This is a genomic window from Fibrobacter sp. UWOV1, from assembly GCF_900142495.1.
Classification (GTDB): domain Bacteria; phylum Fibrobacterota; class Fibrobacteria; order Fibrobacterales; family Fibrobacteraceae; genus Fibrobacter.
This window is the reverse complement of sequence record NZ_FRBA01000001.1, coordinates 555,843-581,081: the sequence shown is the minus strand read 5'-3', so window position 1 is coordinate 581,081 and position 25,239 is coordinate 555,843. Positions and strand designations below refer to the sequence as shown.

At 51.5% G+C, this 25,239-nt stretch carries 18 protein-coding genes; 4 read left to right on the top strand and 14 right to left on the bottom strand.

The features are described from left to right. Positions 1-35 precede the first annotated feature (35 nt). Entirely contained in the window at positions 36-3,899 is a 3,864-nt protein-coding gene (dnaE, locus tag BUC02_RS02460; protein ID WP_073318162.1) for a DNA polymerase III subunit alpha, read from the top strand. A gap of 6 nt (positions 3,900-3,905) precedes the next feature. Then, positions 3,906-5,045: a lipid-A-disaccharide synthase gene (locus BUC02_RS02455; protein ID WP_073318160.1), complete on the top strand. Its 1,140-nt coding sequence runs from the start codon at positions 3,906-3,908 to the stop codon at positions 5,043-5,045. Here the strand turns inward: BUC02_RS02455 and mutL are convergent. Continuing rightward, on the bottom strand, positions 4,998-6,881 hold the full coding sequence (mutL, locus tag BUC02_RS02450; RefSeq protein ID WP_073318158.1) for a DNA mismatch repair endonuclease MutL: 1,884 nt from the start codon (positions 6,879-6,881) through the stop codon (positions 4,998-5,000). The two genes, BUC02_RS02455 and mutL, sit on opposite strands and share 48 nt — an antisense overlap. A gap of 111 nt (positions 6,882-6,992) precedes the next feature. Between mutL and BUC02_RS02445 the strand changes: the two genes are divergently transcribed. Next, a complete protein-coding gene (locus BUC02_RS02445; RefSeq protein WP_073318155.1) occupies positions 6,993-8,288 on the top strand; it encodes a hypothetical protein in 1,296 nt (431 codons plus the stop codon). Positions 8,289-8,956: 668 nt separating this feature from the next. On the opposite strand, the gene BUC02_RS02440 is transcribed toward BUC02_RS02445, so the two are convergent. Further along, positions 8,957-11,713, bottom strand: a complete 2,757-nt coding sequence (locus BUC02_RS02440; protein ID WP_254794061.1) for a type IA DNA topoisomerase — start codon at positions 11,711-11,713, stop codon at positions 8,957-8,959. A gap of 50 nt (positions 11,714-11,763) precedes the next feature. Further along, positions 11,764-12,306, bottom strand: coding sequence for a hypothetical protein (locus BUC02_RS02435; protein ID WP_139260983.1), 543 nt, complete (start codon positions 12,304-12,306; stop codon positions 11,764-11,766). 280 nt (positions 12,307-12,586) lie between these two features. Between BUC02_RS02435 and BUC02_RS02430 the strand changes: the two genes are divergently transcribed. Continuing rightward, positions 12,587-15,382: a fibro-slime domain-containing protein gene (locus BUC02_RS02430; protein ID WP_083564350.1), complete on the top strand. Its 2,796-nt coding sequence runs from the start codon at positions 12,587-12,589 to the stop codon at positions 15,380-15,382. Between the two features lie 92 nt (positions 15,383-15,474). Here the strand turns inward: BUC02_RS02430 and BUC02_RS02425 are convergent, their stop codons facing one another. The 11 genes from BUC02_RS02425 to BUC02_RS02375 form a co-directional block, all read right to left on the bottom strand. Further along, on the bottom strand, positions 15,475-16,752 hold the full coding sequence (locus BUC02_RS02425) for a tRNA (N(6)-L-threonylcarbamoyladenosine(37)-C(2))-methylthiotransferase (RefSeq protein WP_073318144.1): 1,278 nt from the start codon (positions 16,750-16,752) through the stop codon (positions 15,475-15,477). Between the two features lie 4 nt (positions 16,753-16,756). Further along, positions 16,757-18,316 (bottom strand): SpoIID/LytB domain-containing protein, encoded by a 1,560-nt coding sequence (locus BUC02_RS02420; protein WP_175549785.1) that lies wholly within the window; start codon positions 18,314-18,316, stop codon positions 16,757-16,759. A 62-nt stretch (positions 18,317-18,378) separates the two neighbouring features. After that, the gene (def, locus tag BUC02_RS02415; RefSeq protein WP_073318137.1) at positions 18,379-18,918 is read right to left on the bottom strand and encodes a peptide deformylase; all 540 of its coding nucleotides are present in this window, start codon (positions 18,916-18,918) and stop codon (positions 18,379-18,381) included. A 3-nt stretch (positions 18,919-18,921) separates the two neighbouring features. Next, on the bottom strand, positions 18,922-19,299 hold the full coding sequence (yajC, locus tag BUC02_RS02410; RefSeq protein ID WP_083564348.1) for a preprotein translocase subunit YajC: 378 nt from the start codon (positions 19,297-19,299) through the stop codon (positions 18,922-18,924). Between the two features lie 122 nt (positions 19,300-19,421). Continuing rightward, positions 19,422-20,366, bottom strand: coding sequence for a Crp/Fnr family transcriptional regulator (locus BUC02_RS02405; RefSeq protein ID WP_073318133.1), 945 nt, complete (start codon positions 20,364-20,366; stop codon positions 19,422-19,424). After that, positions 20,363-21,280, bottom strand: coding sequence for a cyclic nucleotide-binding domain-containing protein (locus tag BUC02_RS02400; RefSeq protein ID WP_139260982.1), 918 nt, complete (start codon positions 21,278-21,280; stop codon positions 20,363-20,365). Before BUC02_RS02400 ends, BUC02_RS02405 begins: the two co-directional genes overlap by 4 nt. A 21-nt stretch (positions 21,281-21,301) precedes the next feature. After that, positions 21,302-21,649 (bottom strand): 50S ribosomal protein L19, encoded by a 348-nt coding sequence (gene rplS / locus BUC02_RS02395; RefSeq protein WP_073053577.1) that lies wholly within the window; start codon positions 21,647-21,649, stop codon positions 21,302-21,304. Between the two features lie 15 nt (positions 21,650-21,664). Next, entirely contained in the window at positions 21,665-22,369 is a 705-nt protein-coding gene (trmD, locus tag BUC02_RS02390; protein ID WP_073318127.1) for a tRNA (guanosine(37)-N1)-methyltransferase TrmD, read from the bottom strand. Next, positions 22,366-22,923, bottom strand: a complete 558-nt coding sequence (gene rimM, locus BUC02_RS02385; protein ID WP_073318123.1) for a ribosome maturation factor RimM — start codon at positions 22,921-22,923, stop codon at positions 22,366-22,368. Before rimM ends, trmD begins: the two co-directional genes overlap by 4 nt. A 123-nt stretch (positions 22,924-23,046) precedes the next feature. Then, entirely contained in the window at positions 23,047-23,490 is a 444-nt protein-coding gene (rpsP, locus tag BUC02_RS16660; RefSeq protein WP_073318120.1) for a 30S ribosomal protein S16, read from the bottom strand. 269 nt (positions 23,491-23,759) lie between these two features. Beyond that, entirely contained in the window at positions 23,760-25,235 is a 1,476-nt protein-coding gene (locus BUC02_RS02375) for an amidophosphoribosyltransferase (protein WP_073318116.1), read from the bottom strand. Between the last annotated feature and the right edge of the window lie 4 nt (positions 25,236-25,239).

The following is a 25,239-nucleotide window of genomic DNA, read 5'->3' as shown; positions in this document are numbered from 1 at the left end:
AACGAATCCGCGCGGCAATTTACTAAATTAGACCCATGGCTTTTGTTCACCTGCAAGTTCATTCTGAATTTTCTGTTTTACAGTCTTCCGCCCGTCTAGACGGCATTTTGGCAGCCGCCGCCGACGAAAACGCGCCTGCAGTCGCCCTTACCGACCATGGTGCCATGTTCGGTATTCTTGAAATTCAGACCCGCGGAAAAGACATGAACAAGGCCCGCAAAGAAAAGGGGCTGCCGCCGGTAAAGACGATTTACGGCTGCCATATTTATGTGGACACGCCGAGTGCTAATCAGAAAGATCCGATTACATTTGAACGATTGACGCTTTTGGTCGAAAATGAAGCCGGTTATTACAATTTGCTCCGCATTGTGAGTTACCGCTACGAAGACGGTGACCGCTGGGCAGAAATTCCGTCGGTGCCGCTGTCGGTTATCGAAGAGCATAAAGAAGGCATTATCGCCATTGCTGGTGATTTCTTTAGCAAGTACGGCCAGAGTGTCGCGGCCGGGCGCAATAGCGTTGCCCGCGAATACATGGAAGCCCTCGACAAGATTTTTGACCATGACCATCTGTACATTTCGGTGTGCGACAACGGCGTGCCTCAGCAGAAACTGCTGAACGATTATAACGTTCAGTTGGCTGGAGAATTGGGCCGCGAAATTGTGGCGGTGGCAGACGTTCATTACATTAAGGCCGAAGATGCCGAAGCGCACAAGATTTTGCGTTGCATTGCCTTGAAAGAGACGCTCAATGGTTTCGATGACAAACATTTCCCGGATAACGGTAAATTCTATTTCCGTAGCGAAGCCGAAATGGTGGAACTGTTCGGGCATATTCCGGGCGCCATCGAAAATACGGTGAAAATTGCGGAACGCTGTAATTATACGGTCAAGACCGGTATCGGCGATGAATTCTGGCCGAGGTTCAAGATTCCCGAAGATTTTTTGGCCTCGGATGAATACCAGAGCATCAAGGCGATTATGAAGGCGGAATACGACGCGGAATATCCGGTCGTGCGTGAACGTGAGCTCAAAGGTGTCATCAAGGATAAAAAGAAAAAGGTGACGGCGACCTATTGTGCAGACAAGGGAATTGCCGAAGACGCCCTGACCGATGCAGACAAGGCCGAAATTGAACGCCTGTCGCAGCCGGAATTCTTTGACGAAGATGACAATAAGGCTTGGGACAAGAGTGTGCGCCGTTGGTGTAAACCGGGTGGCGATGCCGATATTTATATTACGCACCTTTGTAATCAGCGTCTCAAGTGGCGATTCCCGAAAGAAGACTTTAAGTTCCCTGCCCACGAAACCGATGTGGGCAAGCGCATGTACAAAGAAATCAACTGTATCCGCAACATGAACGTGGCGGGCTACCTGTTGATTGTGTGGGACTTCATTAACTGGTCTCGTGAACATGGGATTCCCGTGGGCCCGGGCCGTGGTTCTGCCGCTGGTTCTCTGGTCACTTACATTATCGGTATTACCGACATCGACCCGCTCACTTTCGACCTCCTTTTTGAACGATTCCTGAACCCCGAACGTGTGTCGATGCCGGATATCGATACCGACTTTGCGGACCGTGACCGCGGTCGCGTGATTCAGTACGTGACGGACAAGTACGGCAAGGAATGCGTGGGCCAGATTATTACCTATGGTATGCTCAAGTCCAAAGCGGTGATTACCGACGTGGCTCGCGTTTTAGGGCTTCCGCCTGCCGAAGCAAAGCAGATTACCAAGCTGTTCCCGCAGCGCACCTTGAACTTTAGCCTTAAACAGGCTTGGACGGGTAAAGACAAGAAGGGCAACAACCTGGAAGACGGTTACAGCCCCGAACCCCTGCAGGCGATGATTGGTAGCCGCGCCAGTTACCAAAACCTTTGGGATATCGCGAAAAAGCTCGAAGATTTGCCGCGCCAGACGGGTGTGCATGCTTGCGGCGTGGTGATTACGCCGACCCCGATTTATAACCTTGCGCCTTTGTACCGTGCCGCCCCCGAAGATACTCCGGTGGTCATGTACGACAAGCACTACGCCGAAGACATCGGACTTTTGAAGATGGACTTCCTTGGCCTTATCAACTTGTCGATCATTCAAGACACGGTGAACATGGTCAAGAAGAATCGTTCGATTGAACTTGACATGGGTCATATTCCTTTGGATGACAAGGAAACGTTTGACCTGCTCGGCAAGGGCATGACCACGACGGTGTTCCAGTTCGAATCTCCGGGTATGCAGAAGTACCTGCGTGAACTGAAGCCCACCCGAATCTTTGACTTGATCGCTATGAACGCCCTATACCGTCCGGGGCCGATTGACCAGATTCCGCACTTTATTGCCCGTAAGAACGGCCAAGAAGAAATTGACTGCTACCACCCCGACTTGGAACAGGTACTGGGTGAAACCTACGGCGTGATTGTGTACCAGGAACAGGTGATGAAGCTTGCTCAGATTCTGGGCGGGTACACCTTGGGTGGCGCTGACAATATCCGCCGTATCATGGCCAAAAAAATGCCCGAAAAGATGGCAAAACTCGAACCGGAGTTTTTCCAGAAATGCTTGGACAAGGGCTACGACAAGGCCATGATTCAAAAGGTGTGGAATGCGGTGCTTCCGTTCTGCGGATACGCATTCAACAAGAGTCATGCTGCCGCATACGCTTACGTGGCTTACCAGACCGCCTACCTGAAGGCGCATTACGGCCCCGAATACATGGCCGCTTCGATGACCTCGAAAATGGGTAAGACCGAAGACATCGTGACGATTATTCTGGAATGCAAGCGCCTCGATATCGAAGTAGTTTCGCCCAACATTAATGCATCGATGGGCGAATTTGTGGCCAATAAGGAAGGCCAGATTCTGTTTGGATTGGCGGGTATTCGTAATGTGGGTCTCGCTGTCGTCGAAGACATTATTGCCGAAAGAGAACGCCGCGGTAAGTTCAAGGATATTTTTGATTTCTGCAAGCGCGTGACTGAATACCAGGGCGAACAAAAAGAAAAACGTCCGCCCATGAACAAGCGCCTTATCGAAAGTTTGATTATGGCTGGCGCCCTCGACGAATTCCCGGGCAACCGCGCTGTACTCATGGCAACCGTAGACCGCGCCATGGAAGTGGCCGCCCGCAGTCAAGAAGATAAAGACCGCGGACAGATGTCGCTCTTTGACATGGGTGGTGGCGCACCTTCTATGGATAGTTCTGCCGAAGTCCTCGAAGAAGCGGAAGAATGGTCTGCCATGGAAATGCTCAACAAGGAGCGCGACGTGGTGGGCTTGTTCTTGTCGGGTCACCCGCTTGACGAATTCCGCCCGGAATTGCAGGGCTTTACCTCGTGCTCTTTGGACGAAGAAGAACTGACTCGCCACGAAGGCGGTACCGTAATCGTGGGCGGCGTGGTGACCAAGCTCCGCTCGATTGAAACCAAGCGCGGCGATACCATTGGCGCGGGCTCCATTCAAGACTTCCACGGTGACTTGGAAATGTTCTTCAAGAAAGACATGTGGGAAAAGTTCCGCGACACCGTTGCGCTCGACGACCGCGTGCTCGTAAAGGGAAACTTGGAACATCAGCGTATGGGCGACGGTATGCAGCTGGTGGTCGAAGAAGTCATCCAGTTGGATCGTGTGCGTTCGGACATGGTAAGCCACATTCACATGGTGGTTTATTCTTCGATGATCGATGATGACTTCGCCGACAAGTTGCTGACGGCCATGGAAAAGTACGAACCCTTCGAAGGCGAACGCGGTTGCGAAATCGTTTGCCATGTCGAGGCGGAATCCGGCAACGTACATGTGCTTGCCTTGAAAAACAAGAAGGTCGTTTATACTCCGGAATTGCTGCAGTTCTTGCGTAAGGAATTGGGCGCCGCGAAGGTCTGGGTTTCGAATCGTGCCAAGCGGTAAAAGCCTATGGCGTGCGAGCCGTACATTCTGATTTGCGCGGGCGAAGACTCCGGGGATTCCGTTGGCGAACCCTTAGTCAAGAGTCTAGTTTCAAAAAATTTTACCGTGAAAGGTTCAGGCGGCCGCCGCATGCAGGCGGCGGGAATGTTGCCCTTGGTCGACTTCGAAAACTTGCCGGTTTCTGGCTTTGGCGATGTATTGCCCAAGTACTTTAAATTGCGTCAGAGTTTTATTGCACTAAAGACGGCGCTTGAATCGCCGGAATGTCTCGGGCTGATTGCTGTTGATTATCCGGGCTTTAACATGAAACTCGTGGCTCTGGCGGGGGAACTCCGCAAGCCGGCTTTGTATGTGGCGCCTCCACAAGTGTGGGCCTGGAAACGCAAGCGTGCGAAGGTGCTTGCGAAAAATCCGTATGTCAAGCTCGCCGTATTTTTTGATTTTGAGGAATCGGTGTACCGCGAAGCCGGCTGTAATGTCGTTCGTGTGAAACATCCGTTTGCAAATTCGAAACTCGGAATTCGGAATTCGGAGTTGCATTTAGAGAGAAATAAGGCGTCGCATGGAATTGCGGAGACCGAAGCGGTTCCTAGTCCACGTTGTTTGTTGTTGCCTGGGAGTCGAAAGGCGCAGGCGCTCCGCAACTTGCCTATTTATTTGAAAGCGGTGCAGGGGCTTAAAAATGTAGCGGTGGTGGCAGCGCGCCAAGAACTGGTGGATGTTTTTAAGAAGTATAAGATTCCTGTGGTTGTCGCTCCCCAAAGTGCCGCAGAGCGAAAGGCTCTGTATCAAAGTGCGGAATATGCGTTGACCGCCCCCGGAACATCGACCTTGGAACTTGCTTTGTCGGGAGTTCCCTTTACGGTTTGTACCAAGCCCGACTTGTTGACTTATTGTTTAGGTCGCTTGTTTATCAAGACAAAATTTTTCGCATTGCCCAACATTATTCTGAATCGTCTTGTGTTCCCAGAATACATCGTTCCCCCGTGGTTGGGGGCCAATTCTTGGTCATTTGCTAAGGGTAAAAAAGAAAATGTCGCAGAAGAACTTTTGGAAACGCTCTCGGAGAAACTTGCCGTCGGGAGTTCCTTCGACCAACTAGCGCTTGAATTTCTTGGCCAGTTCGTCGAGCGTAAAGCGCAGTAACGTCGGGTGACCGTAGGGCGATTTAAGCGGTTCTTCGGTCAGCATGAGTTGGCTTACGAGAGCGGCCATTTCTTCCGACTTGAGCTTGTCGCCTGCCTGGTAGGCGTTTGTGTTTGCCCAGGCTTTGGCGATAGTGTCTTGCACCTTCACCATGTCGCCTTCGTTTTTGCCTTCGTCACCGATGCTGTCCAAAAAGTCCTTGACCGCCTTGATGGCGCGCGAAAGCGGGAGCGCGCTCGGAATCGCGCGAATTTGGTAGGTCTCGCCGCCGAAATGTTCAATGTAAAAGCCTAAACGCTTGAATTGGTCTTCGACACTCTTTAAAGCCTCGACCTCAAGCTTGGAAAGGTCCAGAAGTTCCGGAAACAACAGTTCCTGGCTGTCCAGGGCGGCTCCATTTCTTAAGGTGTCCAGCGCTTGTTCGTAAAGCACGCGCGAATGGGCCGCATGCTGGTCAATGACCAAGAGGCCATTGGAGTCATCGCCGGCAATGTAGGTGTCTGCAATCTGGAAGAATGTGGGCGGAACCCATTGGGTTACAGGCTCGGGAGTCTCGTTCACCTTGCCTTCCAGCGAAATGACCTTGCCTGCTTCAGGCGTGCTGAACAAGTCCTGGGCCAAATCATTTTGGCGCACAGCTTTGCGGGGCTTTTCAAAAGTGAATCCGGCAGTCGGAAAATTCGACATTTCGGGAATGTCGCCGCTCGATTCCTTTGTGCTAAATTCCCTGGGAGTAAAGCTCGGAGCAGGGGCGACGGCCGGTTTGGAAATCGGTTCTTCGAATCCGTAAGGAACTTCCGGCTTGCTATCTTGGAGGTCGCTCAAGTCGATCAAGGGCGAGTTGGCCTCCATGTCCTTGGTAAAGGCGTCGCGAATGGCGTGTGACACCACCAGAAATACCAAATTCTGGTTGGCAAAGCGAACCTCGCGCTTGGCGGGGTGCACGTTGACGTCGAATTCCATGTCCGGCATGTCTAAAAACAGGACCGAAACAGGCTTGCATTGGGCGCCGTAAGGCTCGTAGGCCTGCTGTACCGCCTTGCTGATCATCTTGCTTTCGATAGGGCGATTGCGGATGAATAAAAACTGGTGGTTGCGCTTGCCGTTGGTTTCGGTGGTGGGGGAGACGTAACCCCAAACGTGTACGCCGGCTTCGGTGTAGTCGACCGGCAAAAGCGCCTTTGCAATTTTAGAGCCGATGGCTTCGGCAATACGGTTGCGCAACTCTCCCGGGACACCTGTAAACAAGGTCTTGTCTCCGACTTTGTAGTCAAAGCGGATTTCGGGGTGTGCAATGGCCGTTTTTAGAACAACATCGAAAATTCGGGTGCTTTCGGCTGTTTCGCTGCTCAAGAAGTTGCGGCGGACGGGGGTGTTGTAAAACAGGTTTTCGACCAGGAAGGTGGTGCCTCGGCTAGCTTGTATGTCTTGTTTTTCGACAACGTTTCCGCCTTCCAGGATAATTCGGCCGCTATCGCCCTCGTCGGTGGCACTGGTAATGGTCAATTTGGACACCGCGGCAATGGAGGCCACGGCTTCGCCTCTAAAACCGTTTGTCTGCAAATGGAACAGGTCGTCTGCATTAAAAAGTTTTGAGGTGGTGTGTCTCAGGTAGCACAAATCCAGATCGGCCCCGTTCATGCCCTTGCCGTTGTCGGTAACCTGGATCTTTTTCTTGCCACCTTCTTCGATCGACACCTGTATACGGGTGGCTCCTGCGTCAATGGCGTTTTCTATCAGCTCTTTAACAGCCGACGCGGGGCGCTCTATGACCTCGCCAGCAGCAATTTTATTGATGATTTCATCCGATAAAACGTGTATTTCAGCCGATTTCATGCCCCAAATATAGCCTTTTGGGGGGTATAATACGTATTTTTTTGCTAAATTAATAGTCCGAAAAGGCTGAGTGGCGTTTTTCAAAATACCATTCAATAGAGTGAGGTAAAAGTGCTTTCTAACCTATTCCTTCAGTTGACTCACATTGAGTTGCTCATCTCGTATCCTGTCAAGGATATCTTGACTCTCATTAAGCGTGACCCTCGTTTCAATGTCAAGTTGCTAAACGACATCTACTTCGAAGATTCGTTCGTGGATGAAAGTGTTCACCGTCTTATGATGAACAATGTGGTAAACTGGCTCTATGAACGTGGCGAAAATCCGGACGAATTCGTACAGCGCATTATGGACCGTTGCGCCACTTTCGAAGCGATTCCCGCTCGTAGCGTGCTTCGTTCTTACCTTCCGTATGTTTCGCAGTTCTATGCAACTGAAGACGTCCGTCAACTCTGTCTTGATATTATTCCGAAGCGTTATCCGCTGCTTTCCAATGCGAAGTTCCTCCGCCGTGAACTGGTCGACGGTTTCCGCAAGGAATACTTCACCTACCGGTTTGACTCCCCGGGTATGCTGATTACGAACCCCATGCGCTGGTTCAACGGCTTGGTGCAGATCGGAGCAATTCTCCTGAATACGCCTCGCTACGAAAAAATTGAATATAAGGCTTGCCAGACCTCTTTTGTCGAAGCTCTTGAAAATCGTGCTACAGCCGAAGTTCGCGATGGCTTTGTGTTTGTGAACGGAAAACAAGTGGGTGAATACAAGACCTTTGGCGATTGCCTTGCCGAATATGGTCTCGAATGGGAATTTGAAGCCGAAAAGAAGATGGCCTGCATTCGTGCCACTGAAGATGTCATTGACGAAAAGGTTGGTGCAGTCCTGATTCAGAAGGGTTGCTATTACGGCGCACCGGCTAGCGTGGTCTACTTTGATTATAAGGCCAATGTGGTGGCTCCGGAACCGTTCAACAAGCTTATGAGTGCGGTCGTCAAGCAGGAATTCGATTCATGGGAACCCATCCAGAAGGCCCAGGAACAGTTGCTTGAAGCCATGAACGACTCCGTGACAATCATCTACTACAAGAGCGACGATTCTATTTCGGTGAACAACAAGCACTTGATGCGTAATGTGCCTGCTCGAATTCTCCGCAACTTGCTGCGCGAATACAGTGCAACTGGTCGTGAAGAGTTTGAAAACCGTGAATTCAAGCGCGATCCGTCTATTTGCATGGACCCGCTGCGTCCGAACTTCGAAAGCCGCTTGAACCGCGTGATTGCTCATATCAACGGCTCCGACGATCCGGAACATCCGTCCGAAGGCGTGAAAAAGTTCTTTGAAATCGAACGCCATCGTCGCGGTGGATTCCGCTTCGTACCGAGGTGCAAGATCATTTTCCGCGAAGAGTAAACGCCTGTTTACTAAATCCCAAATGTAATCGAAACGGATTTAGAAAATAAGCAAATTGGTAGTTCCCGCGGGCAAATAAATGGGTATATTTGGGATTGTGAACGGTAGAAGGGTAAATCCTCAAACGACACTATCATTGCTCCCCTCCTGATAGGTTCAAGGTTCCACATACCGATTCATATTTTCTCCTTCTTAGGAAAGGCTCCTCGTTTGAGGGGCCTTTCTTTTTTCATTGACCGGATGGTCAATGAAAAAAGAAAGGCCTTCGGCTCGGCAATGTCGGCAAACTTGTTTGCCGCCGCTGCGCTCGCCTTACGGCCTTTTCTACGCCTGTTCTGGGGCTCGGCCATGTACAAGCCTTTGGCTTGTCCGCGACTCTCGCCTTACGAGTTAGTCTTTTTACAAGAGTAAGAATCTCGTCTTATGTGTTAGTCTTACAGCAAATTCTTCGGCTCGGCAATGTCGGCAAACTTGTTTGCCGCCGCTGCGCTCGCCTTACGGCCTTTTCTACGCCTGTTCTGGGGCTCGGCCATGTACAAGCCTTTGGCTTGTCCGCGACTCTCGCCTTACGAGTTAGTCTTTTTCAAGAATCTAAAAAGGGACGGCTTGCGAACAAGTCTTTTTATAGCGGCTCGGAAATGGCAATGCAAGCATTGCCGCTTCTCGGTTTATTTTTGATTGATGACTTCGACGGTTAATTTGTTGAAGGCGAGCTTGCCGCCGTCGCGGATTTCAAGTGCTGCACGGAAGGTCGTATCGTTCTTTTTGAACGGCTCGAGGACCGGCGTGAATTTGTTCTTGAGCAATCCTTCGACTTCGTCGTCGGTGAGTTTGCGCTGATAGAATACTTGCGGAATTCCAAAACCACATTGCGGGTTCATGCACACGTAAGCGGCGTGATTCGCTTCGCCATTGCCTTGGTTCGATGTCCCGGTGCGAAAACGCAATTGGTCTCCGCAAACGGGGCAGGGGAGGTTCCTGCGTGCGAATTCAAAAACAGCGCGGCCCTTGTCGGCGCCTTCGCCCCATTTGAGGCGAGCGGCAAAATCAGAGCCTTTCTTGCTCTTGAAATCTTGAATCAGCGGTGTTTCGCCATTGGTAAAGAGTTCGTTTATTTCGGCGACGGTAAGCGTGTGGCCTGCGACGGTCTTGAATAGCGTGAATTTGCAGTCGACGCCATCGGTAGCATTGGTGCAGAATAGGGCGTTCTTGTTTTCTTCGAGGGGCTCGCCGCAGAGCGGGCACTTGTATTCTGTTTTTTGCCCGTGGAACTTGCCGTCGCTTTCGAATTCAAACTGGATGTTGAAATCTTTGTCAACCGAAAGTTTTGCCGAGAATTCGGTGCCTTTCTTGCTCTTGAAACCAGAAAGCGGGCCTACATGGCCTTCGGCAAGCAAGGTCTTCGTTTCAGAATGAGAAAGCATTTTGCCTGCCACAGTGTGCCCGAATCGGAATCCACATTCGGTCTTGGGGCACACGTAGCCCCAGGGGGCTACTTCGAGCGCGCTCCCGCACTTGGGGCATGGAATGCTTTCGGTTGCGGTTTCGCGCTCGAACTGGCAGCCGTATCGCGCGTGTAAGTCTGCGAACAGCTGCTTCACGTATTCAACGATTCCGTCGCGGAATTCGGCAGGCTGAAGCTCACCCTTTTCGACTTGCGAAAGTTTGTATTCCCATTCGCCGGTCATTTCGGGCGACTTGACTTTTTCGTCCATCAAGGCAATTACTTCGCGCCCGCGCTCTGTACTCACCAGGTAATTCTTTTGCGCTTCGATGAATCCGCGCTTCTTGAGAGTCTCGATAATGCCTGCTTGCGTTGCCGGCGTACCTAGGCCGCGGTCCTTCATGGCTTCGGCAAGTTCCTCGTTTTCGATCTGCTTGCCGGCGGTTTTCATTGCGGCCAAAAGAGTCGCTTCGGTGTAGTACTTGGGCTTGCTCTTCTTTTTCTTTTGCAGTTCTACGCTGTCAAAAGGCGCGTGTTCGCCAACAGCCCATTCCGGGAAAACTTCTACCAGGTTCGTGATTTCATCGCTGTCGCCCTTGCCTTCGGCTGCGGTACTCCCTTCTTCCGAACCGGAATCACCTTTCTTCTTTTTCTTTCCTTTTGATTCCTCTTTGACGAGGGCGCGAAAACCGAGATCTTCATTGCGCTTGAGCTTCAATCTGAATAAATCTGGATCCTTCGACTTCGCTGACGCTTCGCTCATGATGACATTGCTTTGCAATGTCACCTCCATTTCATCCCACACGTACGGCTTCAGCCACGCCTGCACAAAGCGTTCCTTGGCCAGGTCGTAAATCTTCTGCTCCATTTCGGGCAAATCGTTCGGAGCTTCGCCGGTGGGGATAATGGCAAAGTGGTCGGTCACCTTGCTCGAATTGATGAAGACGAAATTTTCATCGAAAGAACGGAAAACCTTTTGCTGCTCGGGTGTTGCCAATTTCTGTGCGAGGGCGAATGCCTCTTGCTTCATGGTGTCGGGCAGGTACTGCGAATCGGTACGTGGGTAGGTGAGCAGTTTCTTTTCGTACAGGTTCTGCGCGCAATCCAAAACTTGCTGGGCGCTGTATTTAAAACGCTTGTTGCCCTCTTTCTGGAGTTCGGTCAGGTCAAAAGGCTTCTGCGGAAATTGCTTCTTTTGCTGGTTATCGATTTTTGCTATAGCAGCTTCGGCAGGAGGGACGCATCGCGCTACAACCGCATTCGCTTCCGTTTCTTTTTCAAAAACCGCGACTTTAAGATTTGCTTCGCCTTTGGTGTCTTCTTCGCGTTTGACATATTGTGCCTGGAACCCTTTCCATGTGCCCACGACGCTGTAGTAGAACAGTTCCTTGAATTGTTCTACGATCGTGTCGCGTTCTACAATCAGGTTTAGGGTCGGAGTCTGCACGCGCCCCACCGAAATCATCTTGCCGCGCCCTGCTGTGAGCGTGTAGGCGCGTGTCGCGTTCAGTCCCACCATCCAGTCGGCTCGCTGTCTTAAGCGGGCTGCATAGCTTAAATTCACGCGCTGGGTAGCGTCTTCCAGGTTCTTCCAGGCCTTGTCCAAGTCCTTGGCCACGTAGCTGTTCACCCACAGGCGCTTAATGGTCTTTTGCTTAAAAGAGGGCGTGTAGTCGAGCACCAAGTCAAAAATCAAGTTACCTTCGCGACCGGCATCCGCGCCATTCACCAGCACGTCTGCTTGCTCCATCATCTGCCGCACCACATTCAGCTGTTTCTTGGTGCTCTCGATTTCCATGAGCTTGAACTTTTCAGGGAGCAGGGGCAAATTCGAAAGTCGCCAGCCGCCTTCAAAACCGGGGTAAGCGTCTAACGGCGCAAGGGTAATCAGGTGACCTACGCACCAGGTGATGCAATGGTTCTTGCCAATCAGGCATCCGTCGCCTTGGGTGAATTTTTCCCCTTCCAACCGCTCCAGCATAGGGCGGTAGTGTTGGTTTGCGACAGACGGTTTTTCGGCGACAAGTAGGATCACTGTTCAATATCCACTTGCAAGAGTTCTTTTTCCCAAGATTCCTTGGCGGCACGCAATTTTTTGAGCGATTCGTCGTCTGCTCCGCTTTGGTCACGCAATTCCATGAGGTCGCGGTACCCTTGGGCGAGTACCTTGGCTTTAGGGTAGTCTTGAACTAGGGAGTCCAGTTCGCTTAAAATGGCCCGATCCGAGTAAAGTCTTGCAACGCCTTCGAGCGAATGCAGAATATAGTCCTCAAACCGGTTTTCTTGCTTGGCGAGTTTGGCCTCTTCAAATTCCATGGGCAAAATCTGGTCGATCCATTCGGCCTCTGCGGTAAAGAGTTCGTTGTCTTCGGCAAGGGCGTCCTTTCGGCGGGTCAGTTCCTGCTGCTTTTTGATGAACGGCCTATAAGATTCGATGTCCAATTCGACACCTTGTTTCTGGGAAAACTCTTTCAGATTTTTCAGGTTTGTTTCGGTCGGATTGTTCAAAAGGCATTCTTTCAAGACTGAAAGCTGGTCTTTGGCCGGAAGCTGCTTAAAGGATTCGCTTTTCATGCTCACATCCTTGATTTTTAGCCAAAAAATGCGCGCAAAGATGAGGGCCATTACGATAGTAAATAGGGTCGAAAACGTCATTATGGGCCATTATTTAGAAAAATGTGGAGACCTGTTGCACTTGCAAGTTAAAAATAAGTGTTTTATGGCACGAAGTTACTGCAAACGGCCTGTTTAAACGAATTTTCACAATAAAAAGTTAATAAAATGCAAAAAAAAGGTGTATATTTATGATGGAATATTTTAAACCTATAATTATAGGTAAGGTGATTGGTTTATTATGAAATTGAATTCTGTTAAGCGACTAGCACTTAGTGCGGCGTTGTTTGGACTTGTTGGAGTTGTGACTTCGCAGGCTGTTCCGGTTGATCCTGAAAATCAACGCGAATTGGATATTATCATTCGTGACTTTAGTGTGATTCACCCCGACTTTGAAAACTTCCAAGAAGAAGCTTATAACAGTATCAATCATGGTGGCGAATGTATTGGTAAAAGTTGCGTAGGCGAGTTCCCGAGTACATGGAACATTACTTATTCTGCAGATGCGGAATGGACTACTCGTCGCTCTAATTATCCTCTTTATGGTTGCGGTAACACCCAGACTCCCGAATACGGCATTGCGGTCGGTGTGAACGGTTATCCGCACGATATCAAGAGTCCTTCGGGCGCCGAGTCGACGACGCCTGACTATGTGCGTAGCGTGATTGACCAGACGGGTTACGCTTGGTACGGTGAATTCAAGGATTGCGCTTACGATGCAAAGTTGAACCCGCTTGGCCTTAAGGTGATGCGTGGCTTGGTGGCAGACCTTTGTTCCGATGCGTCGGGCTCTTGGAGTGCCAAAATGAAGGACGACCAGAAGTCTTGCTCTAAGACATGTAAGACTCACTCCTGGTCTCAGATTGTTTATACGACTCCGGGCATGGTGAAACAGAAACTGGTCTTCCCGCCTGATCCGGGTAATTGCAGTGCTGACGATCCGACCAAGTGCGCCCTCGACATGTATGAACCGATTATTGAGAAAAATCGTCCTGCTTGCGATAATGGTTATTTTGAACAGTGGTATTTAGATGTCCCTGGCACAAATATGCGCACCAATACAATCCTGACGTTGGATAAGGATGCTGCTGATCCTGCTTACTTTGAAATTGACAGGAACTGGAACAACGGCGGCTACTTCCCGTTGGATTCCCTGGATGACAACCAGCTTCGCGTCATGAATAATAATGCGCTTGTTTTCCCGTTCATGAAAGAAAATCAGTTCGGCCCGCAGTCGCTGTCTATTTTCTGTCCGCCTTATAGTTACCAGTGGGCAAGCTCCCAGACCGATTACTTGGGTAGCGAAACGTCAGCCCTTTGCGATGCATGGCTTGCCAGTGGTGGCCCGAAGAACCCGGATGCTGCAATTGCTGCCGCATTGAGTGGCGCCGGAAAAAATGGTAACATGGGTCTTCGCCACTTGCGCAATTACGGCTTTACCATGATGGGTTACGCCGCATTCAAGTACAAGAAGGGCAAGAAAGAAGTCTTTAAGTTCACCGGTGACGATGACATGTGGATTTTCGTGGATGGCGTGTTGGTGGTTGACCTGGGTGGTACTCACCTTGCTGCTGCCGGTACGGCCGATATGGACTACCTGTCTCAGATGGGGCATGGCTGTCATGCAGGCGATCCGCTGCTTGACTCTTGCGCCGTTAAGCTTGATGCCGATGGTTCCTGGTTGAACGATTCTTGGCACCACTTGCACTTCTTCTATGCAGACCGTCAGTCTGACGGCTCTAACCTGCGTATCCGCAGCTCCCTTTCTGAACTTGCCCCGTCTCGCTATGGTCAGCCCGCTATCGGTAGCGTGTCTGCAAAGCTTGACTCTGCAGGTAACCAGACTGTGACGATGTTCTTGAATACGACCTTGAATCCTGAAACCGTTCAGAATCTTGCCGCATACGGTTCGACTGTGCCGGCTATTATCGTAATGCGTACAGAGACGGATCCGGCAACGGGAGTTAAGACTGTCAAGACTTACGGCTATTATGTCACTAGCGTCAAGGAAGGCGCGAGCATGGGTTCTGCCGGCGTGCAGTACACCTTTGAAGGTGTCTTGATGGATGAAAACGGCAAGGTGGCCGAGAACCCGATTATTGTGGGTGGCGACAAGATTGCGTTTAACTCTCCCTATGACCAGGAATTTGTGAATAGTGACGAATACGGGATCCAAAAGGCTGACTATGCTGCTCAAGGTATCGATGAGGCTACCTGGAATTCCTTGATTGCTTGGAACAAGAAGATGACCTTCAAGATCACTTCTTCTTCGGGTAAGTCTGTGGTGGGTTATCCGGATACTCCGGAAGATTGGCCGAATGCTGAATTCAGAGCACCGACCGTTATCTCTCCATTCGTGTTGGATTCTGCAATCGTTCGCCCCGACTTTACCAACCAGGCAAACATTCTTACCAATATTGCCGAAAGCCACGATGGCGAACTGCCGCTGGACTACACTGGCGACCTCTTGTTCACCTCGGTGCCGAGTGGCGTGGGTAAGGACAACAACCCGCTGGCCCTCACGAGTGACGAAAAGAAGCTGTTTTCTCAGACAAGTGCCGATGGGTCCATGAACGGTGTGACTAAGGCTTATGTGGGCGGCCAGGAATCCCCAACCTCCATGTGCTATTCTGCAAACGGCACGGAAAGCTGCTTCAGCGTGTCTTATCCGGTGATGGGCCCGTTCCGCATTAACGTTCGCGTGTTCGACCACTTGGGTCACTTTGTGAGCCAGTATCAGAAGAGCATGAACGAAGATCAGTTCCATGCCGCTTTGGGTGCCGCTCAGGGTAGCTGCGACGATGGTTCGAAGTACTATGGTGAAACGGGTGCAGGCTTTATCTCTGTCAAGATGTATCCGGTGTCCCAGAATGGTAGAGCCGTTGCTACGGGTCCCTACATTTACCAGGTGACCTTCATTCAGGAAGCATATCGTCCCTGCATCAAGTCCGGTAACGGTACGTATGCCCAGACGGTTTACTACTCTCGTACCTCTGAAACTTACAGACGCGGTTACAAGCGCGCTAAGAACAAGTAGTAGGCACGTTACATAAAAGATTTAAAGCCTCGGCGAAGCCGGGGCTTTTTCGTATTTGTTCTCGAATAGGCGATGTGCGAGGGGAATGCCGGTTAGTTGATGCGGCCGATTAGGGCGAAGGGTTCGGCGTCCGTGATGGTGACGGTGAACCGTTCGCCGGGTTGTAGCGGCCGGTCGCTAGTGATTGCGACGGGGCGGTAGGCGGCGTTGCGGGCGATGTAGGTGCCCTTGCGGTAGCCTGGCTTTTCGATGACCACGGTTTCGGTTAGGCCAATCCAGCGGGCGTTATTTTCGGTCGCAATCTTCTGGAAGGCTTCGGCAAGGGTTGCCGAGCGCGTGTGCTTGATTTCGTCGGGAACGGCGCCGGCCATATGGTAGGCAGGCGTATTCGGGCGCGCCACAAAGCGCGTGATGTTGCAAACTGTGGGGCGCGTCTTTTCGAGAATGTCGAGTGTGTCGTTGAAGTCCTGTTCCGATTCGCCGGGGAATCCGACAATCAAGTCGGTGCTGAGCGTGAATAGCGGAATCTGGTTGAACGCTTCGGCAAGCATCACGTAGTCGGCGGCGGAATGCTTGCGGTTCATTGCTCTAAGAATGTTTTCGCTACCGCTTTGCACGGGCAAGTGAATGAATTTATAGACGCGGTCGTCTTTAAAGCATTCAATGAGCTTGTCCAGGTATTGCATCATGTGGCGCGGGTTTCCCATGCCAAGGCGCATTTTGTAATTGCCCGGGACTTTGGCTAGAATCTGTTGCACAAGTTCGGCGAGGTTGGTGCCGGTATCGAATCCGTAGCAGCCGCAATCTTGTCCGGTCAACTGGATTTCGATACAGCCGTCGTTTACAAGACGCTTTACTTGCTGGAGAATGTCTGCAGCAGGGTAGCTGCGTAAGCGGCCCTTGACAAGCCTTGTTGAGCAATAGGCGCATGCATCGAGGCAACCTTCCTCGATGTTGACGATTCCTACCGGCGAAGATTCTCGTATAAGCAAGTCACCCTGAACTCGTTTCAGGGTCAGCTTTTCCTGTCTGAGTTCTTTCAAACTTGTGAATACCACCTTGTCGGTGATTTTTGCGACTTCATCTCTAAAGTCTTTCGGGGCGCACCCTGTAATGAAAATCTTGGCTTCGGGAGCAGTACTTAAGGTTTCGCGCAGTAGCTTGAGCGCTCCTGCGTTCCCTTTTACGGTACAAACGTTCAGCACGAATGCCTGGGGTAGTTGCGCCTCGTTTGTTTGGGTTTCGGTCATTCCAAAGACAACGTGGTATTCGTCTGCGAATACCCGCGCAATCTTTTCGCCATCGCCAAAGTTGGCTGCACAACCTTGGCTAATCACGGCAAGTAGCGGCTTTTTGGGGGCGCCTTCCATCGTTTTACCGATCGAATTTTTCCAGAGTGATTCCCTGGTAGTAATGGCTTAAGATTTCTTGGTAGCTTTGCCCGGCCTGGGCACGAGCCCGCACTCCCATTTGGCACATGCCCACGCCGTGCCCAAATCCTGTGCCTGTAACAACCCATTCCTTGCCTTCTTTCTTTACGGTAAAGAAAGAAGACGGCAGAATGGTGCCGGCCTTCTTGAATAGCCAGCGAGTGCGGTCCGTCAGAACGTCAAAATATCCCTTGTCGGTTTCGACTCGGAGCGTCATGATTCGGCCGCTTTTTAACTTGTCTTTAATCTTGATGGATTTGACTTTCTTGAAGTCTTTTCCGTTTGTGCTGCCGAATACAGCCTTTGCTTCGTTGGCGTTCGCCTTGAATAACTTGGCGATTTCCTTGTCGGCAAAGCGGCGCTCCCATTTGATGTAGCTCGATTCATCGCACCAGGGCTTGCCATTCGGGCGCTTGTCCGGGACCGATTTTAGGTACGGAAGGTCTGCGCGATTCCAGGTGGCAAGAGTTTCGGTAACGCCACCGCATGTAGAATGGTAGTAGGCGATAATGAATTCGCCACCGTAAGTCATCACGACACCTGCGGTCGCCTTGACGGCGGCATCGGTCAACGGTGTTGCCGATTCCAGGCCCTTGTAGACCTGGTCCTTGGTGTCGGCGTATACGTCAAAGCCGACGGATTCGCGGCTGTTAAAATGCTTGTACGCGTAAGTGCGTGCGGCCACGGCCTGTGCTTTTAACGCTTCGATGCGGCTGCTGTCCAGCTTGCCGATTTCGTAAGGAATCACTCCACGCAAGTAGTCCTCGACATCGACCGAATTGATTGCGTCGAGTTTGCCGTTTGTATTGCGGAACATGATGCTGCCTGGGTAGCATGCCTTGCCGAGACTTTTCTTGTCGGCGGCGACGGCGAGGCATCCGCCATCTTCGCTGTTGAATTCGTGGGCGATGTCTTCGGTAGAATTGCCGTCGGCTTCAAAACGCACCATGTTGCCGTGCGGTGTGACGCGTACGGTTTCGCCTTGGTATTTCAGGTAGAGTTCCTTGACTCCGGTATAAATCCCTACGCGAAGCGGACGGTCCAATTCTTCGGGAATCAAATGCTCTTTGAATGTGGCAGGCACATCGGTAACGGGCACATCGGTAACGGGCTCATCTGCTACGGGTAAATAGCTATCGACAATAGCCTTTGCTGACCTGTTATTCAGAGGTGTGAGTTTTTTCTTTTCTTTATAAGAAGTGTCGCTCTTTGCAGAGGTTGCAGGAGCGATCTTTCTGGAATTGACATTTTCGGGTCGGTTGCTGGCGGGCGCAGGCTCGCTTGTCGTAGTCTCTTCAATGGGCGCGAAGTTTATAGGTCCTTCAGGAACTTCTTCGGCGCTGGCTGGCACCTCAGCTTTTTGCACGTCATCGGGCAAATCAAAATCGTCGTCTGCAAATGCAAACGATGCGCAGAAAATAAAAATAGGGAAAAAGAAAAAAGGATTGCTTTGTCGCATAGTTTCTAGCATAAATGCAGCTAGGTTATGCTTCTTACAATCCATTTTTTCCCTTTTGAACATTCGACTTGACTACTGAAGAATGATTCCGAACTCCGAATTCAGAATTAATGTTTCTTCAACTTTGCCTGCGTGTCCTTAGCCATTTTGCGCAGTTTTGACTGGTTCATGGTGCGGTCAGCAGTCGAAATCTTGTCTACGAACAGGTCGCCGTTCAGATGGTCCGTTTCGTGCTGAATGCAGCGGCCAAAAAGTCCGTCGCAGTTATGCAGTTCCTGGGGTTCGCCGTTGATGTCGAAAAAGCGTACGCACACTTTGTCGGGGCGAATCACGTTGCAGAAAATATCCGGCACAGAAAGGCAACCTTCATCGTAAGGCACCGGCTTTGCATCGGGTTCAGGTTCCCATTCGGGGTTGAACATGATGTAAGGGCGCGGGTCCTCTTCGCCAGGAATAGCGGTGTCAATCACGACCAAGCGGATGTTCTTGCCGATTTGCGGAGCGGCAAGGCCGCAACCCGGAGCGTCGTACATGGTTTCGAGCATGTCTTTGGCGAGCTGACGCAGTTCGGGCGTAATCTCGGTGATGGGCTCGCACTTTTTGCGAAGTACCGGATCGCCGTAGGTCTTAATTTCGAGAAGAGCCATGGTTTACTTCTTTTCTTCGGTCTTGGCGGTCGGAGCAGTTTCTGCGTTCAGAACGCGGAGAATAGCGGACTTTTCAAAATCGATGATGGTGGTAGAACCCGTGCGCACAGAAACCGTGGTGCCAGTTTCATCGATATTGGTGACGGTGCCGATAATGCCGGCGGTGGTAATCACCTTGTCGCCCTTCTTGAGGGCCTTGCGCATTTCTTCCATCTTCTTCATTTCCTTGTTCTTCGGGCGGATAAAGAAGAGCCACATTACTACGAACAAGAGGATGAGCGGCAAGAAGCTGCCAATGGCGCTCGGCTGCTGTTCGGGAGCGGCATCTTCGGCGAAGGCGGCTATGGAGGAAAGGGTCACGAGAAGTGCGGAAAGTTTCATGTTTATACCTGCTAGGGGGTTAGTTGATTTACGGGGTAAATATAGAAAAATTCGGATTTCAGAGTTCGGAGTACGGAAATCTTGAGTCCATTCTGAAATCTGAATTCCGAATTCTGAACTAGCTATTTCACTAATTTTTTATCAAGCAGCGGGTAAATGCGGTTCAGTTCCATCAAATCAAGGATAGTGTCGAAATCGCCAAAGAAGAACGGAATGGCCTCGATTTCGGGCAAAACGGCTCCGTCTCCAAGCGGAACGGACGCATTCAAAAGCTTGCGTTTCAGGAGCGGGAGCATCGTACGCAAGGTAAGCGTGGCGCCGAACATGGCGCGCTTGCCGACTTTCAGGAGCGATTCGGTGTTGACAGTAAATGCTCCGTTCTTGAGCGGTTCCGTACTTTGCTGGACCGTCTTGATGACGGCATTCAAGACCATCTGTTCGGTCATCGAAAGAATCTGCGGGGGAGTCTTCCTGTAACGCGCGCGGAACCGGATGGATTCGTATAGCAAGTGTACCACGTTGGCGTTCTTTACGTGAATCTCTTCGCCCAAAATTTTAAGGACTTCGAGTTCTTCAAGAATCTTCAGCAAGTCTTCGATGTTGTCTTTCGAAAGGTTGAAAAGCTTTTCGACTCCGTCAATGACCTCGGCGTGTGAGACTTTGGTCTCTTCGTTTGCCTTGACGCGAGACGAAAGCGAATCCAGAATGTAGAGCAGGCTCGGAAGTGCCTTGATCTTGTCGCTTTTGCGTTTATTCTCACCGGCAATCTGCAAACGCCCTGTCAGGAACGAAATAATAGACCTGAACCAGGCGGGTTCCTGTTCCAGTGATTCCTCCAGGGCGTCGGGCGTGATTTCGATCAGCTCGCAGTCTTCAGTCGCGGTAATGGTTTCGGTGTATGGTTCTTTCTTCAAAAAGGCGAGTTCGCCAATTAAAGCGCCCGGACCGTAAGTGTTGATGGCGGTGCCGAGCGTGCTCTTGCCCTGCAGCTCGCCGTCGCGCACCACATAAAGATTTTCGCCTGGGGCGCCTTCGCGGAATAAGATCTGTCCTTCTTCAAGCGTCATAGCACCCCTCGAATGTTGGTCTCGTAGCGTAGCGCTTTCAAGAAATATTGGACTTTGGCTTTATTGATTTTGAAGAGATCGCAATCGGGATTCTTCGGGTCGGTTTTCACGAACCACTGGATTTGCAACAAACTAATCCATTGCGAAACGTCGGCGTCAGGGAACTTCTCGTGAATGTAGCTGATCCAGTCGGGGCCAGTCTTTTCGGGCGAAACTTCCATGGCCGACAAAAACACGAGAATTTTTTTCTGCACAATGCTCAGCCTGTAGGGCGCGAATTCCGTTTCGGTTTCTTGAGCGCGGATGTAGTCCGTGAAAATGTGCAGGAGTTCCGGGTCGACAATCTTGCAGAACACGCGGCCGTTCTTTTGCGAAAGCTTGATCAAGTGCCTGCGTAAAAGCGACTTGAAATCTTCTTGCGCGGCCGTGGTCGAAATCTTGGTCAAGAAAGAAAATTCCCGAAGCAGTTCGGCGAGATTGAATTCTGTGTCGCTGGATTTATGGCTCAAGTATTCGGCGAGACTCTTGAGTGTGTTCCTGACGCGAGTCTCTATAGCGGCGCGCTTCAGCAAATGAGTCTTTGCAGAAAGGCTGCGAATCAGCGCCAACAGCCAAAGCGGGAGCCGCTTGAGTTCGGATTCCATGCACTCTTCGGTCACGAGCGTGATCTTGGAATCCTTGCTGGCCGAAAGTTCATACTTGAATGGTTCTCGTTCAAGGAGGGCGGCCACTCCGACCAGGTCTCCCGGTCGCATTGTGAACACGACGGAATGCGGGGGCGTGACTTCGCGGGCAATCAACTCTCCTTCTTCAAGGATAACGATGCTCCGGTATTCGCTCCCGGGTGAATAAACAACAAAACCCGCCTTCACGCTTTGATGCGTGGGCGGGATTAATTGTTGACGCGAGGTCATGTTCCTCGAGTGTTAAGCTGATTAAGCCTGACGTTCGTCGATACGAGCAGCCTTACCGCGGAGGTCGCGCATGTAGTAGATGCGAGCCTGGCGAACCTTACCGGCGCGGTCGAGCACGATGGAATCGATGCGGGGGGAGTGGAGCGGGAAAATACGTTCCACGGCCACGGAGCCGGACATCTTGCGAACGGTGAGAGTTGCAGAAATACCGGTGTTCTTCTTCTGGATCACAACACCCTTGAACGGCTGGATACGTTCCTTGGTGCCTTCGATCACCTTCACGTTCACGGTGACGGTGTCGCCAGCGCGGAGTTCAGGAAGGTCGGTCTTCAAGTTTTCGTTGTGGATTGCTTCAATGTTCAGGGACATTTGTGTACCTCGTTTTTATTTGATGCCAAATTTAGTATCTTCTTCAAGATTTTTAAAGATGTCTGGGCGTCTTTCTTGCGTTCTTTTTAACGATTCTTGGCGCCTCCAGGCTTTAATGTTCGCGTGATGGCCCGAAAGGAGCACTTCGGGGACCTTTTTTCCTTCAAAAACCTCAGGTCGGGTATAGACCGGCCATCCCAGTACGCCCTGCGCAAAAGAGTCCGTTTCGCCGGATTCCTTGTTGCCGAGCGCCCCGTCCAGGAGTCTAACTACGGCATCCGTCACGAGCATGGCAGGGAGTTCTCCCCCGCTCACGACAAAATCGCCGATAGAAATTTCCAGGTCGACCTCGGACTGGCGGATGCGGTCGTCGATTCCCTTGTAGTGCCCGCAGACAAGCACCAGGTGGCTTTCCTTGGAAAGTTCCTTGGCCATCTTGTGGGTAAAGGGAACCCCGTCAGCAGTCAAGTAGATGACTTTACCGCCGTCTTCCTTGACTCCCGTGCTGCGAATGGCTGCTGCGAGCGGTTCGGGTCTTATGACCATTCCCGGTTCGCCGCCATAGGGCACGTCGTCCACCTGGCCGTAATCGTTGATGGCAAAGTCGCGCAGGTAGACGGTGTTGAATTCCATCAGGCCCTTGCTCTGGGCGCGACCCATGATTGATTGCTTCATGGGGGCAAACATCTCGGGGAAAATGGTGATGCAGTCGATTCTCACCTTTCCTCCGGGCACAGGCTTTTTAGGTAGTCTGCGCTGAATACGATGTTCTTGCCATCTTCGTCCACGTCCAAGACACAGTCGTCTATCCAGGGGGCGAGGATTGTTTTCGCGGAAAATTCGCGTTGGAAGGCTGCGTCGAACTTGACGTGAAACGCATTCACGGTAGGCAGTTCCTCGACTTCAAGAACTTCGCCTATGTCGCGGCCGTCTTCCAGTTTTACGCGGAACCCGATAAGATCGTCCAGGTAATATTCACCTTCGGGGGCGGGGAGCCTCTCCGATTCGGGAATCATTACGTCTGCATTGACGAAATGTACCAGGGATTCCGGCGTGTCATACCCCTTGAACTTTAATAACCACAGATTGTTTGCAAGCCTGGAATCTTCCAGAGTCAATAGGACCTGTTCACCATTGGTCTTCTTTAGCATCACGTCCTTGAGCTTCTCATGACGCGTAAGGTCGTGAGTGAGCGGCATCGCCTTGATGTATCCCTTGACGCCATGCGTGCGCATGAGCTGGCATACGGTGATGTAATCTTCGGACTCAGACATGAAAGACTTAGTGGGGTTTTGAATCAGCGGAAGGTGGTTACCTTGGTTCAAGCGGCTTTAGCTAGACAAAAAAGCCCCGTGCCAATTTGTGTGGTCGGCACGAGGTTTCTTTTCAAGCGAAAATTATGCTTCGGCGGCAGGAGCTTCAGCGGCCGGTGCTTCGGCAGCGGCAGCAGCTTCAGCGGCGGCAGCTTCCTTGGCAGCCTTTTCAGCTTCGATCTTGGCGAGAGCCTTAGGACCGAGCTTGGCCTTCTTGGCCTTTTCTGCACGCGGAGTAGCGGTCTTGCCTTCGATAGAACGGCCAGCGCGGATTTCGTGGAACAGGTCCATGATGCCGACCTTCTTGAGGAGGCTGCGGACGGTGTCAGACGGCTGTGCACCGGTCTGGAGCCACTTGAGCACCTTTTCCTGTTCGAACTTGATTTCCGGAGTCTTGGAATTCGGGTTGTAGAAACCCACCTGTTCGATAAAGCTATCGTCGCGAGCCTTGCGGGAGTCAATCACCACGGCGCGGTAGATGGGGTTGTGACGCTTGCCGAAACGAGCGAGACGGATAACGGTTGCCATTTTAACCTCTTATTTGTTTATTTTCCCTTTTTTCAGGGAAAATGGGGTTTGTTTTTATTGTTTTGTGCCAAAGATAGCAAAAAAAATCTTGTGTGTAAAGGACGGAATGTAAAATTTTTCCGTTCTTTACAAATAAATTAATTGAATTTTAAAGGCGTAAATTCGAAAAAATGCAGTTTTTCGGTAAATTTCGTCAATTTTAGGTCATAAAAAGCAAACGCCCCCAGGGGGTACCCGGGGGCGCTTGAAAGTCCTAATCTAGGGCTGAACTACTCTTTATCCTTGCTTTCGTTGTCTTCGGAATGACAAGGACAATGGTAGCAGTCACCCGTTTCGGCGTAGTCCTTACCGCTCCAGCAGTAGGTGCAGAGCTGTTCGGCAGGGAGCCCGATAGCGTGAATCAGGTCGTCGATGCGCTGGAACGCAAGCGTCGTGAGGTTCAGCTTCTGGCGTATGTATTCCACCATGCCCTTGTAGGCGTCTCCATCCGGGTCGGTGTACTTATCCAAATCGGGATTCTCGCCTTCCTGGTCGCGGATATAGCGACGGGTAATCAGGTCGTATTCGTTCTTGGAACGGGAGAAGTTGATGAACTTGCAGGGGTAAACGAGCGGCGGGCATGCGATACGCATGTGGGTTTCTTTACAGCCGAGCGAATAAAGCTTCTGGGCCTGCTTACCGAGCTGCGTGCCGCGCACGATAGAGTCGTCGCAGAACACAAGGCGGCGGTCCTTGATGAGTCCCGGAATCGGAATCAGCTTCATGGAAGCCACGCGTTCGCGCTGCTTCTGGTCTTGCGGCATAAAGGAGCGGGCCCAAGTCGGCGTGTACTTCACGAACGGGCGGGCGAACTTGATGCCGGCTTCGTGGGCGTAACCGAGGGCGTGAGACGTACCGGAGTCAGGAATGCCGCAGGCGGCGTCGGCTTCGGTGGGGGTGCGCTTTGCGAGTGCGGAACCGCAGCGGTAGCGGGTCATTTCCACATTGCGTCCTTCGTAGCTTGATGCCGGGTAACCGTAGTAAACCCACAGGAACGAACATATTGCCATCTTCTTGCCCGGGGCGACGAGAGTCTTGTCGCCGTCCGGTGTGAGTTCGGCGATTTCGCCCGGACCCATGTCGCGGACGTATTCAAAGCCGAGGTTATGGATAGCGCAGCTTTCTTGCAGGGCGATCATGGCGCCGTCTTTTTTGCCGAGTACGATCGGCGTACGGCCCCACTTGTCGCGGCTTGCGTAGAACTTGCCGGTTTCGTCCATCAAAAGAACAGAGCAGCTACCCTTGATTTTCTCTTGTACGTACTTGAGACCTTCGACAATAGAATCTTGCGTGGCGATCAAGGCGGATACCACTTCGGTCGGTCCGACCATTCCGCTGGTCGTGGAGTACTGGAGCTGCATGCAGTTGTTCTTGAACAGCTCGTTCTTGATTTCTTCGATGTTCGTAATCAAGCCGACGGTCACGATAGCGAACGTGCCGAGCTTGGAGGTCATGACGAGCGGCTGCGGGTCCGTATCCGAGATAACACCGATGCCTACGTTTCCGGCAAAAGAGGGCAGGTCATGCTCAAACTTGCTGCGGAACGGGGTGTTCTGGATGTTGTGGATCGAACGATGGAAATGTCCGTTGGACTTGAGAACCGCCAAACCGCCACGGTGGGTTCCCAGGTGAGAATGGTAGTCGGTTCCGAAGAAGAGGTCGCTTACGCAATCTTCTTTAGAAACAACACCGCAAAAGCCGCCCATAAAT